Source organism: Bradyrhizobium sp. CW1, from assembly GCF_023100665.1.
Classification (GTDB): domain Bacteria; phylum Pseudomonadota; class Alphaproteobacteria; order Rhizobiales; family Xanthobacteraceae; genus Bradyrhizobium; species Bradyrhizobium canariense_D.
Genome location: NZ_CP064684.1, coordinates 5,329,252 through 5,343,585 on the forward strand (window position 1 = coordinate 5,329,252; position 14,334 = coordinate 5,343,585).

The 14,334-nt window shown below is 61.4% G+C and carries 18 protein-coding genes; 7 read left to right on the top strand and 11 right to left on the bottom strand.

Annotation, left to right across the window (positions count from 1 at the left end):
* Positions 1-132: 132 nt before the first annotated feature.
* From IVB54_RS26120 to IVB54_RS26130, 3 genes are all read left to right on the top strand, one after another.
* Complete coding sequence (locus IVB54_RS26120) at positions 133-624, top strand: GreA/GreB family elongation factor (protein ID WP_018458525.1); 492 nt, start codon at positions 133-135, stop codon at positions 622-624.
* 9 nt (positions 625-633) lie between these two features.
* Positions 634-1,047, top strand: coding sequence for a nucleoside diphosphate kinase regulator (gene rnk, locus IVB54_RS26125; RefSeq protein WP_039800433.1), 414 nt, complete (start codon positions 634-636; stop codon positions 1,045-1,047).
* Positions 1,048-1,704: 657 nt separating this feature from the next.
* On the top strand, positions 1,705-1,899 hold the full coding sequence (locus IVB54_RS26130) for a hypothetical protein (protein ID WP_026233604.1): 195 nt from the start codon (positions 1,705-1,707) through the stop codon (positions 1,897-1,899).
* Between the two features lie 36 nt (positions 1,900-1,935).
* Here the strand turns inward: IVB54_RS26130 and IVB54_RS26135 are convergent, their stop codons facing one another.
* The 3 genes from IVB54_RS26135 to IVB54_RS26145 form a co-directional block, all read right to left on the bottom strand.
* Positions 1,936-2,331 (bottom strand): response regulator, encoded by a 396-nt coding sequence (locus tag IVB54_RS26135; RefSeq protein ID WP_085352290.1) that lies wholly within the window; start codon positions 2,329-2,331, stop codon positions 1,936-1,938.
* A gap of 264 nt (positions 2,332-2,595) precedes the next feature.
* Positions 2,596-2,784, bottom strand: a complete 189-nt coding sequence (locus IVB54_RS26140; RefSeq protein WP_018458521.1) for a hypothetical protein — start codon at positions 2,782-2,784, stop codon at positions 2,596-2,598.
* Positions 2,785-3,020: 236 nt separating this feature from the next.
* Positions 3,021-4,982, bottom strand: a complete 1,962-nt coding sequence (locus IVB54_RS26145; RefSeq protein ID WP_247300173.1) for a PAS domain-containing sensor histidine kinase — start codon at positions 4,980-4,982, stop codon at positions 3,021-3,023.
* 408 nt (positions 4,983-5,390) lie between these two features.
* Between IVB54_RS26145 and IVB54_RS26150 the strand changes: the two genes are divergently transcribed.
* Positions 5,391-5,651: a DUF1127 domain-containing protein gene (locus IVB54_RS26150; protein ID WP_083926524.1), complete on the top strand. Its 261-nt coding sequence runs from the start codon at positions 5,391-5,393 to the stop codon at positions 5,649-5,651.
* Between the two features lie 113 nt (positions 5,652-5,764).
* Here the strand turns inward: IVB54_RS26150 and IVB54_RS26155 are convergent, their stop codons facing one another.
* The 7 genes from IVB54_RS26155 to IVB54_RS26180 form a co-directional block, all read right to left on the bottom strand.
* Positions 5,765-6,265 (bottom strand): heme-binding protein, encoded by a 501-nt coding sequence (locus tag IVB54_RS26155; protein ID WP_026233603.1) that lies wholly within the window; start codon positions 6,263-6,265, stop codon positions 5,765-5,767.
* A 29-nt stretch (positions 6,266-6,294) separates the two neighbouring features.
* On the bottom strand, positions 6,295-6,888 hold the full coding sequence (locus tag IVB54_RS26160) for a hypothetical protein (protein WP_039800453.1): 594 nt from the start codon (positions 6,886-6,888) through the stop codon (positions 6,295-6,297).
* Between the two features lie 238 nt (positions 6,889-7,126).
* The gene (locus tag IVB54_RS26165; protein WP_018458517.1) at positions 7,127-7,876 is read right to left on the bottom strand and encodes a sulfite exporter TauE/SafE family protein; all 750 of its coding nucleotides are present in this window, start codon (positions 7,874-7,876) and stop codon (positions 7,127-7,129) included.
* 90 nt (positions 7,877-7,966) lie between these two features.
* A complete protein-coding gene (locus IVB54_RS41490) occupies positions 7,967-8,101 on the bottom strand; it encodes a hypothetical protein (RefSeq protein ID WP_018458516.1) in 135 nt (44 codons plus the stop codon).
* A 403-nt stretch (positions 8,102-8,504) separates the two neighbouring features.
* The gene (locus IVB54_RS26170) at positions 8,505-8,816 is read right to left on the bottom strand and encodes a conotoxin (protein ID WP_240543400.1); all 312 of its coding nucleotides are present in this window, start codon (positions 8,814-8,816) and stop codon (positions 8,505-8,507) included.
* Positions 8,817-8,969: 153 nt separating this feature from the next.
* Positions 8,970-9,878 carry a DUF1259 domain-containing protein gene (locus IVB54_RS26175; protein ID WP_018458514.1) on the bottom strand — a complete coding sequence of 303 codons (909 nt, stop codon included), beginning with the start codon at positions 9,876-9,878 and terminating at the stop codon, positions 8,970-8,972.
* Positions 9,879-9,894: 16 nt separating this feature from the next.
* Complete coding sequence (locus tag IVB54_RS26180) at positions 9,895-10,128, bottom strand: hypothetical protein (RefSeq protein ID WP_026233600.1); 234 nt, start codon at positions 10,126-10,128, stop codon at positions 9,895-9,897.
* A 480-nt stretch (positions 10,129-10,608) separates the two neighbouring features.
* Between IVB54_RS26180 and IVB54_RS26185 the strand changes: the two genes are divergently transcribed.
* From IVB54_RS26185 to fetB, 3 genes are read left to right on the top strand one after another with little or no spacing between them, the layout of a single operon-like run.
* Positions 10,609-11,652 (top strand): Cj0069 family protein, encoded by a 1,044-nt coding sequence (locus tag IVB54_RS26185; protein ID WP_026233598.1) that lies wholly within the window; start codon positions 10,609-10,611, stop codon positions 11,650-11,652.
* A complete protein-coding gene (locus IVB54_RS26190; protein ID WP_018458508.1) occupies positions 11,646-12,242 on the top strand; it encodes an ABC transporter ATP-binding protein in 597 nt (198 codons plus the stop codon). The genes IVB54_RS26185 and IVB54_RS26190 overlap by 7 nt, the downstream gene beginning before the upstream one ends.
* Positions 12,239-13,039 carry an iron export ABC transporter permease subunit FetB gene (gene fetB, locus IVB54_RS26195; protein ID WP_247776499.1) on the top strand — a complete coding sequence of 267 codons (801 nt, stop codon included), beginning with the start codon at positions 12,239-12,241 and terminating at the stop codon, positions 13,037-13,039. Before IVB54_RS26190 ends, fetB begins: the two co-directional genes overlap by 4 nt.
* A gap of 12 nt (positions 13,040-13,051) precedes the next feature.
* Here the strand turns inward: fetB and IVB54_RS26200 are convergent, their stop codons facing one another.
* Positions 13,052-14,233, bottom strand: coding sequence for an MFS transporter (locus tag IVB54_RS26200; protein ID WP_018458506.1), 1,182 nt, complete (start codon positions 14,231-14,233; stop codon positions 13,052-13,054).
* Between the last annotated feature and the right edge of the window lie 101 nt (positions 14,234-14,334).

The window sequence follows — 14,334 nt, forward strand, 5'->3', positions numbered from 1 at the left end:
CATCGACATTGATGCGCGCACCGCGCGTTTTGCTCTTCACGCCGGCCGCCTCCAAGCAGGCGGTTAGCCGGACGGTGTTCGCGCCGTCCGGGCTCTTTTCCAGCTTTCGTGACCTCCACTCGAGAGGTCGTCTTGAAGCAGAAGGAGTGCGCCGTGCTGCCTCTTCCGAAAATCGCACTGACCTCATCAGACTATCCGCGGCTCGAACAGCTCGCCCGCCTCGCCGTCCAAAAAGGAGATTTGGACGGGATATTCCTCATGGGCGAAATCAACCGCGCCGATATCGTCGCGGACGAAACGGACAACGTCCGTCCTTTCGTGACGATCGGATCATGGGTCACCCATTGCACGAATTGGGGCGTTCCGCGTCGCACCGTGCAACTGGTCTGGCCCGAGGAGTGCTGGTCGGATCCCGCCTGCATTTCGGTGTTGACCCCGCTGGGTACAGCTTTGATCGGACTGCGGGTCGGCGATCAGATGCCGTACTTCGTCGCCGGATGTCTGAATGTCGTCAGGGTCCAAAGCCTGACCCCATCGGATTCAAAGGTCGTCCCATTCTTCCGGAGAGGGCCGACGCGGTCAGGCAACCCGTTCGATGACGACCCCGGACCAACTGCAGCATAGGAGCGACCAATGCGCAATTTCGAAGCTGAGAGCCGGCGAGAACAGTCGGCGTTGCCGCCGATCAAGATTACTGAGGACGAATCACGGCGCCTCAGTTCCTTGGCCAATTCGAGCATGGATCTGTTTCCGCGAGTGGCCCATTTTCTGGCTCGAGAGATGGAACGTGCCACGGTGACGGACGAGAACAACTTGCGAGGCGTGATCAGGATGGGATCGAAAGTGACCTATCGCGATGACGAGACGGGTGCGAGCCGAGAGATCGTGCTGGTCTATCCGCATGAGGCAAACATCGAGCTCAGTCGGATTTCGGTCCTGACGCCTGTTGGAGCGGCTTTGATCGGCCTATCGCCGGGGCAGCGGATCGACTTCGAGACGCCCCACAAGCGCACCAGGGGCCTGACCGTTCTCGCTGTGTCCGAATAAGGCACGTACGTTAAGTCAGACCGAGCATCGCCGTCTTGCGATGTGGGCGCGTAGTCCCGGGGGCGTCGCGCCCGGATCTGGCCCTTTCGTATGAATTCGACAGCGCACACGCCTTGGTTTCGTAGCGCTGTGGATCACCGCGCCTCTCACTATTGCAGGACTGGTCGCCCAACGACTCTGCGCGGCTTCGATCCATCATAGCGAGTTTGCAACGCGGTGTGTCCCCGGAGGACCGGGGCTCAGGGGGTCATGAAGTCCTTCACGAGGACGTCTCAAGTCGCGGCCGTGCGGTTGATCTACACACTCGCTCTTTGGAAAAGACAGGAACATTCCTGCGATTGCCAAGTTTTCCCGATGCCCTTCCCCAAGGGCGACCCCGAGTGGCCCCAGCTCCATGCCCCCCAATAGCCCCGCGAGCTGGGGCCCGTTTTTTTCTCGAAATTTGGGCTGATAACCGGGAACCAAGAACCACCTCTTTAGTTGGGCATCATTCGGAACCGCGCTCCAATAACGTGGTGCCGACACACGAAGGACCTCAGCTGGCCCAGCCCCGAGCTGAAGCCCTTCTTGTGTCGTGCGCGCATTTTTAAGCCGAATTCGGAACGAATATTCGACCCTTGAATCATTCCACGTCAGCTAAGTGTCGGATGTCCAACCGTGTCGCGCTTAAATCAGTTCGCCCGTGAGGCCGCAGCGGCATTGCTGCGCATGGCAAAAACAACAAAAAATCCCACGGTCGCTGCTGGCTTGGTCCAGCGTGCGGCAGACCTGAAAGACCGCACTGGCGAGCTTCCTGCCATTGATGTCGAGGCCATGGCCGAAGAGCCGCCCAAGCCCTTGACGAAGAACTAAGGCTGCCTCGGTCGGAGAAGGCTTCGTCCACTCCCCTCAGGACTGAGCGGGCGGAGTTCCGGTATTCAGAAGTTGAGCTACGGCGGTCACGATTTGCGCAGGTGCAAATGGCTTGGTCAGCAAGATGCTGTTGGGCACGCCGTGGGCGGGCCATTGATCGGCCGCCGCGCCTGTCATGTAAATCACAGAGATGTCCGGATTTAGCTCCCTGGCGCGATGGCCGACTTGCCAGCCATCGAGCTTTCCGAACAAATTTATATCGGTAACGAGTGCGCGATACTTGGTTTGGTTGCCCTGCAGAAGACTAACTGCATCCTCCCCGCTGACGGCGACTTCGGCTTCAAAGCCGCCATCTGACAATGCGTCGGCCACCATGTCGCGGATAAGCTGTTCGTCTTCGACGACGAGGATAGTAACTCCCGTCCCTTGCATGCTGGCCCCCTGCGCACCCCGCTGTGCGATCGGGAAGGAACTCGCGATAAAGAGTTATGTTCCATTTTGAACACAGGGAGCAAGGGTCCCCCGCCCAACGGATGTCAGCTCGACTTCGGGAGTGCAGCTTCTTGCGCAACTTCCCGATCAATTCGCGAAAGCCCGCGACATACTCTTGGAGGATGCGTCACCGGGCCTCGTCGCCCTCGCTGACCAGCCGCACGGCCGCAGGCGGCCCTGATCCAGATCGATCTTTTAACTCTCTCAGGGCTGCGGCGGGTCTTCTGGCGGGCTTGGTGGCGGCAGTCCGTATTCCAAGGCGCGCTTTGCCGCCAGCTTTCTGTAAGCCGCGGCCTGGTTCAACAGCTGAGTTTTGAAGGTCGAATCCTGCTCGCCCGCCGCCAATTTCTCCAGACCGACGGCACGCTCCAGGTATTCGTTCAACAGTTTCATCGCCGCCCCCGGCTTTTTTCGGACCCTTAAAAATCTCACGGCGCGAAAAAAGGTCAAGCGGGGAAGTCCGGCTACCGATCCACTCCCTCAGGGTGAGCGCAGTATGGGAATCCTGGTGCCCGTTGAGGCACCAGGCAGTCAGGGAAGGGATGACGGCTAAGGCCCCAGAGAACGGACGGTGCTACGGTGGCCGCCGCCGGCCAGCGGTCAGGATAGTACCGCTGGTCAGACCCTGGTCATTCAAACTGATCCAGAATCTCTCGCACCTTCAGCGCCAGTTTTGCTTGCGAGATTGGCTTCTCCAGCAGGTTGACACCTTCATCAAGCCTTCCCTGATGGACCACGGCATTACGCGAATAGCCCGTCATGTACAGGATCTTCAGTCCCGGTCTAATTTGATGCGCGCGCCTGCCGAGTTCGCGACCATTGATCCCCGGCATGACCACGTCAGTGAGAAGAAGGTCCACCTTCGAGTCGTCTTGCAGGAGAATGGTCAGAGCGGCCTGAGCGCTGCGGGCCGAGAGGACGCGATAGTTGAGATCCCGCAGGACGTCAGAAATATAGACGCGCAGATCCTCATCGTCCTCGACGACGAGAACGGTCTCGGATAGCTCACCCTCGGCAATTTCCTCAGGTGCGATTTCTTCGGGCCGTGTGCTTCCGGAGAAGCGCGGAAAGTACATCTTGATGGTGGTGCCCTGCCCCACCTCGCTGTAGATTTTTGCGTGGCCTCCGGATTGCTTGACGAAGCCGTAGACCTGGCTCAGGCCAAGGCCGGTGCCGTGGCCCGGCTCCTTTGTCGTAAAGAAGGGCTCAAAAGCGTGACTGAGAACGTCGCGCGACATTCCGCCTCCGGTGTCAGTCACGCAAATGGCGACGTACTGACCGGGCGCCAGTTCAGGATTGAGCCGGCAGTAATCATCGTCGGCGGAGATGTTGGCTGCTTCCAAAGTCAGCTTTCCGCCGTCGGGCATGGCGTCACGAGCGTTGATTGCCAGGTTGACGATGGCTGACTCCAGATGATTGGCGTCGGCTTCGATTTCCCAAAGACCCGCACTTCCGACGGTCTGGACTTCGATGCGCTCTCCGAGCGTGCGCTGAAGGAATTCCTGCAGGCCATTGACGTAGTTGTTTACGTTGATTGGCTTGGGATCGAGCGCTTGTCGGCGCGAAAATGCCAACAAGCGACTGGTTAACGCCGCGGCTCTCTGTGCGCCGCGCTTCGCGTTTGCGAGCGCCCGGTTCAGATTGGCTCCGGGCGCCTTGGCGTGCCGCTCAGCTGTTTCGAGATTGCCAAGGACGATCATGAGCAGATTGTTGAAGTCGTGCGCGATGCCACCGCTGAGTTGCCCCACCGCTTCCAGCTTTTGGGATGCGGCGAGTTGCTCCTGAACGTGCTTGAGCTCGTCCTCGGCGCGCTTCCGGTCCGTAACGTCGCGCGTGACTTTGGCAAACCCGACGATGTTTCCGGCCTCGTCCGTGATGCGATCGATGATGACCGACGCCCAGAAGCGGGAGCCGTCTTTTCGCAAACGCCAGCCTTCCGCCTCGAAGCGACCATGCTCCGCCGCCTCTGAAAGCGCACGCTTGGGCACACCGAGTTCGATGTCTTCGGGCGTGTAAAAAGCGCTAAAATGCTGACCGATGATCTCCGGCGGCGCGTAGCCCTTGATCCGCTCTGCTCCGGGATTCCAGGTTGTCACGTTGCCCAGTGGGTCGAGCTGAAAGATCGCGTAATCGACCACGGCCTCGATTAGCTGGCGATAGCGCCGCTCACTATTGAGAAGCTCTTCATGGGCTTCCTGACGTTCGGTAACATCTCGCGTGACCTTGGCGAAGCCGATCACTTCGCCGGCTTGATTGCGGACGGCATCGATGATGACCGATGCCCAGAAACGGCTTCCGTCCTTGCGGACTCTCCATCCTTCGGCGCTGAAGCGGCCTTCTCGTGCTGCGACGCTCAAGGCGCGCTCTGGAAGCCCATTGGTGCGATCATCTGGCGTATAGAAGGATGCGAACGACTTGCCGATGATTTCGTCGGGCGAGTAGCCCTTCAACCGCTGGGCACCGGAGTTCCAGCTGCGGACTGTGCCGTCGAGGTCGATCATGTAGATGGCGTAATCAACGATTGCGTCGATGAGCAGTTGAAGGCGCGCAGTATCGTCGATCCCGTCAAGTTTTGACTGATGGGCTTGCAAATGGTCGACTCCGGTGTCGGGGGAGACCGTTTAACCGCGAAGTCTTTTTATTGTTCCGTGGTGCTGCTTCGTGCGTTGCATGCCTCTGTCGGAATCTGGATCTCAGTTGCACCACTGAGGGAGCGAGGATCTTAACCATCAGGCGGCGCTCCGATCAGTGCTCCTCGGTCGGATACACTCATTTGCAGGGTGTGATGCTTCGCGTTGCGGTCAGCTTGATCCAGTGGACGGGCGGCGCCGAACGTTCCTTTCAGCATGACCGGCACTCCAGCGACGCCTCCAGCTTCCAGATCAGCGGATCGCTTGTGCGGCAGAGACGAGCATGATAGAAAAGGCCATCGGGTCAAACACAACCGCCCGACCAGCTTTCGAGCCAAGCGTTGTTTCGCTCCATTATGGAGGTGAAACATGTCTTGCGACAGCACCACTGGCTCAATCGGCACATCCAGCGCAGCCTTCGTTCCTTCTCCAAGCCCTGCATGGTTCTGGAAACTCACGCTCGCGCTGCTGGACGGCATCACACGGCGCCGCCAATACGACGAGCTTCTCGAACTGGATGACCGGCTTCTCGCGGACATCGGCTTGTCGAGAACAATCGTTGGGGAAGCTCGACGGTGTTACTTCTCAGGTTGGCGCGACAAATCGGATATTGTCGATTCCTGTCGGTGAGCGCCCCACACCTGCGCGTGCGAAGGCGGCGCGTCTGCTTGTCCCTGTGGATCAGACGGCCGCCAGGCTCGTGAAAGGCCGAAGGACTTTTTGACCGCGATCTTGACGTCTTCTCAGAAGTCCAGCTTGTCGCGTATGGCATCAATTCCGGCTTTCGCGCACGCTTCGTCCGCGTCACCGCCCGGCGCGCCGGACACGCCGACCGCTCCGACCAGGGAGCCGCCGGCTTCAACGATCAGTCCTCCGGCAATGACGACCGCTCCGGGAAGGTTGCGAATGCCCGCCTGCATCATCCCCGGCTGGCTGATCGCATTGAGCTCGGTCGTGCTGGTCTTGAACGAGGCTGCTGTCCACGCCTTGCCTGCTGCCGTCGAGGGCGTGTGAGGGCCTGCAAAGCGATCGCGCAACATCACTTGCGTGACGCCGAAGCGATCGACGACGGCAACTGCAACCTGGTATCCACGGGTGCGGCAGTTCGCCAACGCAGCGCGCGCAAGATCGAGCGCCAGTTCTGGACCGAGCGATTTGTAGGCGACCAGACCTTCCTCCGCCCGTACTGGGCAGATGGACGCAATCAGCAGGGCCGTCGCGACCGACAGGCATCGAACGTTCATGGCAATCTCCGGCATAGGTGACCAAAGGCCTATTTGCTCTCACCATATGTCAGATCATCGAACAGGGTCACGCTATCTGCCTTGGTCCACAGGCCGATCATGCCCGCGTCCGGAATGGTGGCGTCTTCCACCTCGAACAATTGCTTTCCGTCATAGCTCACCTTGAACCGACTTCCTGCAAAGTCGCAGCGCAGCAGGTGCCATTGCCCGGACGACACCGGCGCGCTGACGCCATAGCCGCCTCTGCGACCCACGATCTCGAGCGACATTCGAACGCCATTGATCGTCTTGTAGAGAACGACATTGTCCTCCAGCGCGTTAGCCCGGACCACGTAGTAATTGTCGGCATCCTTCGCACGCCAAATGACTCCCGCGGCGCGATCCTCGGAGCCGGCAACGGCCTTGAATTTCACCTCGACGAAGCCGTCACGGATGGACGTATCGCGCTTGATGGCGAGGGGAAACGTCGCCCGTCCGGATTGCTTGAGAACGTTCGGCTTGCTTGGCGCCGTAGCCTCGGCCTCGACGGTCCATTTCGGCTGTCCCTTGCCGGTCATCGTCAAAGTCCACCCGTCGGGCGAAGTTCCGACAGCAGCGCTGTCGAAATTCAGGGTCTCGGCCATGGCATTTCCTCCCATCAACAAAGCCAGCATGGATGGCAGCGCAAGCCTGGCCCATGCAGAAGATTGAATTCGCGCGCGGCCTGCCGCGCTCGATCTGCACTCATCACTCATCGGAGAATGCGAGGAGGCCCCCGTGAAGACGCGGCGCGTCTTCGGATCGAACGCGGCGTGATCGAAATCGCTGTTCAGTCCGTTCGGGATGGCGATGGCGCCCAGTCGCTTCAATAGCATGATGCCCTTATCGATCAGCGGAAAAAGGGAGGGTCGAGACGACCAGCGAGAGCCCCGCCAACAGCAACAGTGCCAACACAGCCTTGCGAAAGGTCTCGTCCTGGATGGTCCCGAACATCTTGAAGCCGGACCAAAGGCCGGCGACCATGAAGGGAACGCCCAACGCGTACAGCACCAGTGTTTCCCTGGTAATGGAGCCGGCCGCTGCCTGGGACAAGGAGATGACCACGAAGGCGATGAACAGCACCGGCTGAAACACGGCCCGCTGCAAATCCTTCGGCCAACCGCGCCATTGGCACGATATCGTGGAGATCACGCCGCCGAGCCCCGTCAACCCGCCAAGCATCCCATTCGAGATGCCTATTGCGATGTCTGCTCCGGTGCCGATTCTCATGGGCGCGAACACAGGGCGCGCCAAGCCGTAAATGGAGTAAATCATCAACAACACACCGACTCCGAACCTCAGATAGAGGGGATTGAGATAGACGAGAATTTCAACGCCAATCGGAATGCCGATGACTGTTCCAAGCGCGAGAGGCCATGCCTTGCGCAGATCCAGGACATGTCGCAGCCTATAAATGCCGTAGCCTTGGGTGAGCAGACCGTACCCCGCGATCAAAGTGGCGGTCTGGATCGGCGTGATGATGTGCAGCCAGACACCAGAGACGACCAGGCCCATCGCGAAGCCAGAGAAGCCGCTGACGAAGCCACCGGCAAGGGCGGCAAGAGCAAAGATAGCGAAGCCAAGTGCGTCCATATGATCGTCCCCGGATCGAGGTGGCGAGCGCTTGGATGGGACTCCATCTCACGGGGAGGTCTCGGTATCCCCGAATCGTCAGTTGTTATGTCAGATGCTTCGCTCGCCCATCGAATAGCTTCGAAGCGTGCCGTCCTGGTCGTAGACGAAGCGATAATGGACTTCGTCCGACATGCCGCGGATTCGACTCGGGTCGCACGACAGCGGCTTCATGACGTAGGTCATGGCAGTCCTCCGTTGAGATCACGGATGAATTTCGAGTTGGATGGTTCACGATCGCTGCCCGCCCGGCAGAGTCCGTCGGCACGGTGATCCCACCGCCGACAGCGAGGCCCTGGCGGGCGCGAGACGGATAAAGCGGCTTGGAGAGGGGATCGGAAAACGGAAGACATGCAGCGTCCTTGTCGAAACCGGGACGCGATTCTTGGGCATGTCGCCTCGCGGGGAGATCGCTTCCCCGTGAGGCAAATATTACGCGCCGGTCGAATTTGTCAATGCCGTCGAAGCTTTGTTTCTAACCACTAGACGGCGCGGATCCGACCAAGCTTCTCGTCACCTGCTGGTGCTCGTGATCGTGTCACCCATATATGTCGCTGTCGGCTTGGACCGCAGAGGATTCGATTTTGTCTCAACGACGCTCGGCGTTGTCTGGCCGGGCCCGCCAATCACGTCCCACCGTTTGATGATCCTGATCCGATTGATTGGCTCGGCCGGCGCGATCGCCATCGGTGCCGCCTTGCGCCTTCCAATCACGTTCGATCTTAACGTCTTCGGCGTTCTTCCTGTCTTGGTCTCGGGCCTGTTCAGCTTGCTCGGGAGTTCGATCCGGCTGCACCGGAACGGTCGCCTGCGCCTGACGTGCAGGAGCCGTCTCGTCGGCGCGTGAGGGACTGAGCGTACAAGACAGTAATACTGCCGCGGTGATCACTAGGACACGCATGCCTACCTCCTCCGTTCGTAGAACGGTAACGACCGATACAAGCTTGGGTTCGGAACGGTCGGAGCCGTTTCAGTGCTGCAATGCGATACTTGCGCGTGAATTTGGCCGGCTCGCATTTCACCGAACCTCTTCGCGCGCAGCTCCCGCCTCGCATCAGCTCTTCGTGCTCGCCGTCTTGTCGAGCGCCGCGCGGAGGCCTTCGGCAAGCTTGACGGCATCGTCGTTGGCCCAGAAGTGCATGAAGAAGAGCCGAGGCTGTTCGTCCAGCATGTGGCTGTGCAGCGCGGTCACCTCGATGCCGTGCGTCCGAAGCGCGAGGATGACCTGGTTCACTTCGTCGCTGGTCAGCACGAAGTCGCCCGTGATGGCCGCCCTACCCGCGCCCGTCGGCTGGAAGTTGATGGCGATTGCGACACCCATGGCGGCGACGGGCGTCAACAGCATGCCGTCCTCCGTGATGGGGTCGCGCCGCTTCACGTTGAACTGGTAGACGCCGCCGTTCGCCTGCCCCTTGACGCCGATGATCTGGTCGAGCTTCGCCGTGTCGAGGTCGATGGCGGGCGGCGGATTCGCCGGCGCCGTGACCGTCAGCGGGGTCTTGCTTTCGGCCAGGGCATCATGGATCGCCGCGGCCAGCTTGACCGGGTCGCCATGTCCGGCGACGTGCATGTAGAACGTCGCCGGGCTCGCACGCAGCAGATGATTGTGCACGGCGGTGATCTCGAGCCCGCTCGCGATCATCTTCGCCATCACCGGATTGATCTCGGTTTCGAGCAGCACAAGATCGCCCATGACCATGGCGCCGCCATGCGCAGGCTTGAACGCGATCCAGCCACCGAGCGCCAGCGCCGGCTTGATCGCGACGCCGTCCAATGTCACGGAGAGATCGGTGCGGGGAAAGCCGAAACGGCGGACGTCGTCCGAGACGGCGGGCTTGCGGCCCAGGGTCTCGTCCACCTTCTGCCAGTCGGCATCCTGGGCATATGCCGGGATGAAGGGGCCGAAGCGAAATGCAAGAAGGCAGACGCCAATGCCGACCACGGCCCAGATGATTCTTTTCATCGTGCTACTCCTCGGCTTAGTTTCGCTCTTTAACCCGACCACTGCTGTCGACGACCAGCGTCACCGCCTTGCCGTTCTTCACCGCCTTGGCGGTGACGCCTTCAGCCGTCGACTTGATATCGCTGACTTGCGCGTAGCCGGCCGCCTGGATCTTGGCGACCAACTCCTCCTGTGTCAGAGCGTGCGCGCTCGACAGCACGCCCGCGATCGCAAGCAACAGGACCGTGCGGAAGATTGCTCGTGTTCGCATGATCATTCTCCTGGTCTTGTCCTGCCCCAAGTGAAGTCCGTTTCGCGATCTTCCCCTACTCGGTGCCAACACGGCGCAACAGGCCGCGGGCATCAATGCGCACAGCGATGCGACCGGCGCGGACGCCGTGCCGAGAAATCGAGCCAGTCTGCTGGATGCAATCGAGGAAAGTATGATGACATGGTGCGCCCTTGGTGATCAGGACGCGATGCTTGGGCATGTCGCCTCACGGGGAGATCGCACATCCCCGAACCCCAAGTAAAAACCCGAGGGCGGCGGCTGTCAACGGGCGTAGGCTTCGGGCGGCCCACCGAGTCGCCGACGAACGTCACAAAGAATTCACCGCTCCGCGGAACCGCGCCAGCCATGTCTTGAAACTCGCGGACGGCCCCGCTAGTGTCCTTTGCGTGGGGACAAAGCAGACTCCCCGTGAGGCCTCGGTCCAAGCTCTGCGCAGCACGCCATTCGTGGAGCTTGCGCATGGACATCGAACGACACCCTTCTCATCGACACACCGTCGCCATCCTCTCACGCGGAGACGCTGCCGCGCGGCGGGATGCGACGGCGCAAAAAAGCCGCTTCGTACACGTCTTCGAAGCACTCGCCGCCGTCGGCATTGAAGCCCAGCCGGCGATCTATGATGAAAGCTTCGCCGAGGACGTTCGTGAACAATTGCTCGCGATTGACGGCGTGCTGGTCTGGGTCAACCCCATTCAAGACCGTCGAGATCGCGCTGGTCTCGACGCATTGCTGCGAGACGTCGCGGCTCAGGGCGTGTGGGTCAGCGCTCATCCCGATGTCATCCTCAAGATGGGCACCAAGGAGGTACTCTATCGTACCCGCTCGATGGGCTGGGGATGCGACACGGCGTTATATCAAAGCGCCGAGGCCATGCGCGCCGAGTTGCCGACACGGCTCGCCGCTGGTCCGCGCGTGATCAAGCGCAACCGGGGCAATGGCGGCCAAGGCGTCTGGAAGGTCGAGAGTCTGCCGACCTCCTCCATGATAAAGGTGCTGGACGCGACGAAAGACGCGCCCGAGGAACTGACGCTGGATGATTTTCTCCGTCGTTGCGCGGAGTATTTCGAGAACGGCAGCGTGATCGACCAACCATTCCAGCCTCGCTTAAGCGAAGGCGTGGTGCGTTGCTACATGGCGGGCGATCGCTGTGCCGGCTTCGGCTATCACAAGGTCAAAGCCCTGGTCGACTCGCCGGCCGCCCGTTCCGAGGCCGGACCGCGCCTCTACACCTCGAACGCAGAGCCGCGTTTCCAGCGGCTGCGTCGGTTGATGGAAGACGAGTGGACGCCCCAGCTGACGTCGTTGCTGGATATTGCGCGACTTGACCTGCCTGCGATTTGGGACGCCGACTTCATGCTTGGTCCGGTCCTTCCCGACGGGACCGACAGCTATGTCCTCGGCGAGATCAATGTCAGCTCGGTGCATCCTTATCCGGACGAGGCGCCGGCGGAGATCGCGAGGCGAGTTGCCGATCGGCTCCGGCGAAGCTTTGACACATGCTGACGGTCCGCGCGCTCAAGCGCTTGCACCTCTCCGTTTCATTCGACTTGCAGGACGGCGAATGCGTCGCCCTGCAAGGGCCTTCTGGCGCCGGGAAGACCCAGCTCCTTCGCTCGATCGCGGACCTCGATCCCAACGAAGGAATGGTCGAACTGGACGGAACGCTCAGGGAGGCCATGCCCGCTCCGGCTTGGCGCAAGCGGGTGACCTACCTCGCTGCCGAGCCGGGCTGGTGGTCAGACATCGTGCAAGATCACTTCAGCTGCTGGGATGATGCCTTACCGCTGGTCATGAGACTGGGCTTGCCGTGCAGTTGCGGTCCCTGGCCGGTCCAAAGACTGTCGACCGGCGAGCGACAACGGCTGGGGCTAGTGCGGGCGCTGATGCTGCGGTCGCGGGTTCTTCTCCTGGACGAGCCGACATCGGCCCTCGATTCGGCATCGACGGCGGCAGTGGAATCTTTGATCGCGGAACGCATTTCGAACGGAACGAGTGTCGTCTGGAGCACTCACGACAACGCCCAGGCCTGCCGCGTCGGGTCGAGGGTCATTGTGATGAATGCCGACGGCGGGATCGAGGACAATCGGCCGTGAATTACATTCACTTGGCATACGGCGATTTGGTTCTGCCCGCGCTCCTTGTCGTCATGGACGGCGCTCTCTCGCTCGCTCTCCGCCTCAAGCTTGAAAAGCAGCTGGCCATCGCCACCGTGCGGATGGTGCTTCAGCTGGTGCTCGTTGGATACGTATTGACGTTCCTGTTTGCCGCGGTCTCGCCGCTCTGGACCGCCCTCGCCGCCGTCATCATGGTTCTCTTCGCGTCACGGGAAATCGTCGCTCGGCAAAAGCGACGCCTGCCGGGTATCTGGAGCTATGGCTTAGGAGCGGGATGCATGCTGCTGGCGGCCGGTACCGTCACGATGTTCGCGCTCCTGACGGAGCTACGTCCGGATCCGTGGTATCATCCGCGCTATGCGCTGCCATTGTTGGGCATGATCCTGGGCAACACCATGACGGGAATAAGCCTGGGCCTGGACGTGCTGACGAATACACTGGTGCGCGAACGAGCCGCCGTCGAAGCTTGCCTTGCTCTTGGCGGTTCCCGGTATCAGGCGTTGCTGCCGGTCCTGCGGGACGCATTGAGAAGCGGCTTCACGCCAATCATGAACAGCATGGCTGCGATCGGCCTTGTCTCTTTGCCGGGGATGATGACCGGTCAAATCCTTGCAGGCGTCGAACCGATCGACGCCGTCAAGTATCAACTCTTGATCATGTTCTTGATCGCCGGCGGGACGGGATTGGGGACGCTCGCCGCCGTGACGGGAGGCGCTCGCCTTCTGACCGATCATCGGCATCGATTGCGCCTCGATCGATTTTCCACCGCCGAGTAGAATTGCGCGACCTCATATCGACTTCGCCCCACCAGGCTGCACCTTCCGCGCCCACAGCAGCGCCAGCGGCCCCAGTGCAATCCCGACCGCGAGGACGCTGAACGCCAAGAGCCAGCCGGTCGCGCTCTGCGGGCCGCCGGCTGCATCGAGGGCGGCGCCGGTGCCCCAGGCGCCGACCGCCGACAGGCCGAAGCCGACCGTCGAATGCAGAGCCAGGGTCGCGCCGCGATGTTCGGACACAGCCGCGGCCGACATGCCGGCGGTCAATGCGCCCGAATCCGCCGGCACGGTCAGGCCATAGACGAGCAGCAGCAGTGCCAGCACCCATGCCGGCGCTGTCGCGTTGAGGCCGATGACCAGCGCGACGCAAGCCGACGCGATCATCACGACCGTGATCGCGCGATGGCGCCCGAATTTCAGCGCGGCCTCGTTGCCGAGGATGCTGGCCGGCATCGAGATCACCGCAAAGCAGAAGCTCAGCACGACGGGGCTCAACCACGACGGGGCGCCTTGATGGGCGACGACGAAGGTCCAAAACCCGACCAGCCAGGTGCGGATGCCGTAGAGCTCGAAGCAATGGGCGCCGTAGCCGAAGATGTATCCGAGCGCCTCGCGATTGGCGAAGACGGGCGCGAAGTTGAGCAGACGCCCCGCCTTCGGCGCGGGCCGCTGCTCCTGCATCAGAAGGCACGCGACGACCATCGCGATCGGACCGAAGCCGGTGACAAGAAAGGCGGTCCGCCATCCCCAACGGTCGGCGATCAGCTGCGCGACCAGGAACGAGAGACCGACGCCGACCGAGAAGCTCGACGTGTATAGCGTGACGGCGCGTGAACTATCGCCGGCGGGAAGCCGATCCGTCAGCGCCTTCAGGCCCGGCATGTAGGCGCCGGCAAATCCAAGCCCTGCCAGGGACCAGATCGCGGTCGCGGACCAAAACCCTTGCGCGAAGATTCCGAACGCTGCGGTCGCCAGCCCGCTGACGATCGAACCCCAGAGCAGGACGAGCCGTGCGTCGATCCGGTCGGTCAATGTCGTCAGCACGGGCACGGCGAGCATGTAGCCGAACGCGTAACCGCTCGCCATCAAGCCGCCTTCGGCCGCCGAGAGGCCCCACGTCGGCATCAGATGCTGCGCCAGATTGGCGGATAGCGTCACGTGCGGCAGCAGATTGCCGACCTGGCCGATGCACATCACCGCGATCAGAGACCGGCCGCTCAAGTTACGAATGCTGTCCTCCCGCCCCCACGCCGAAACGGCGCACGAACCACAATGGATAACTCTCCGGCATCAGC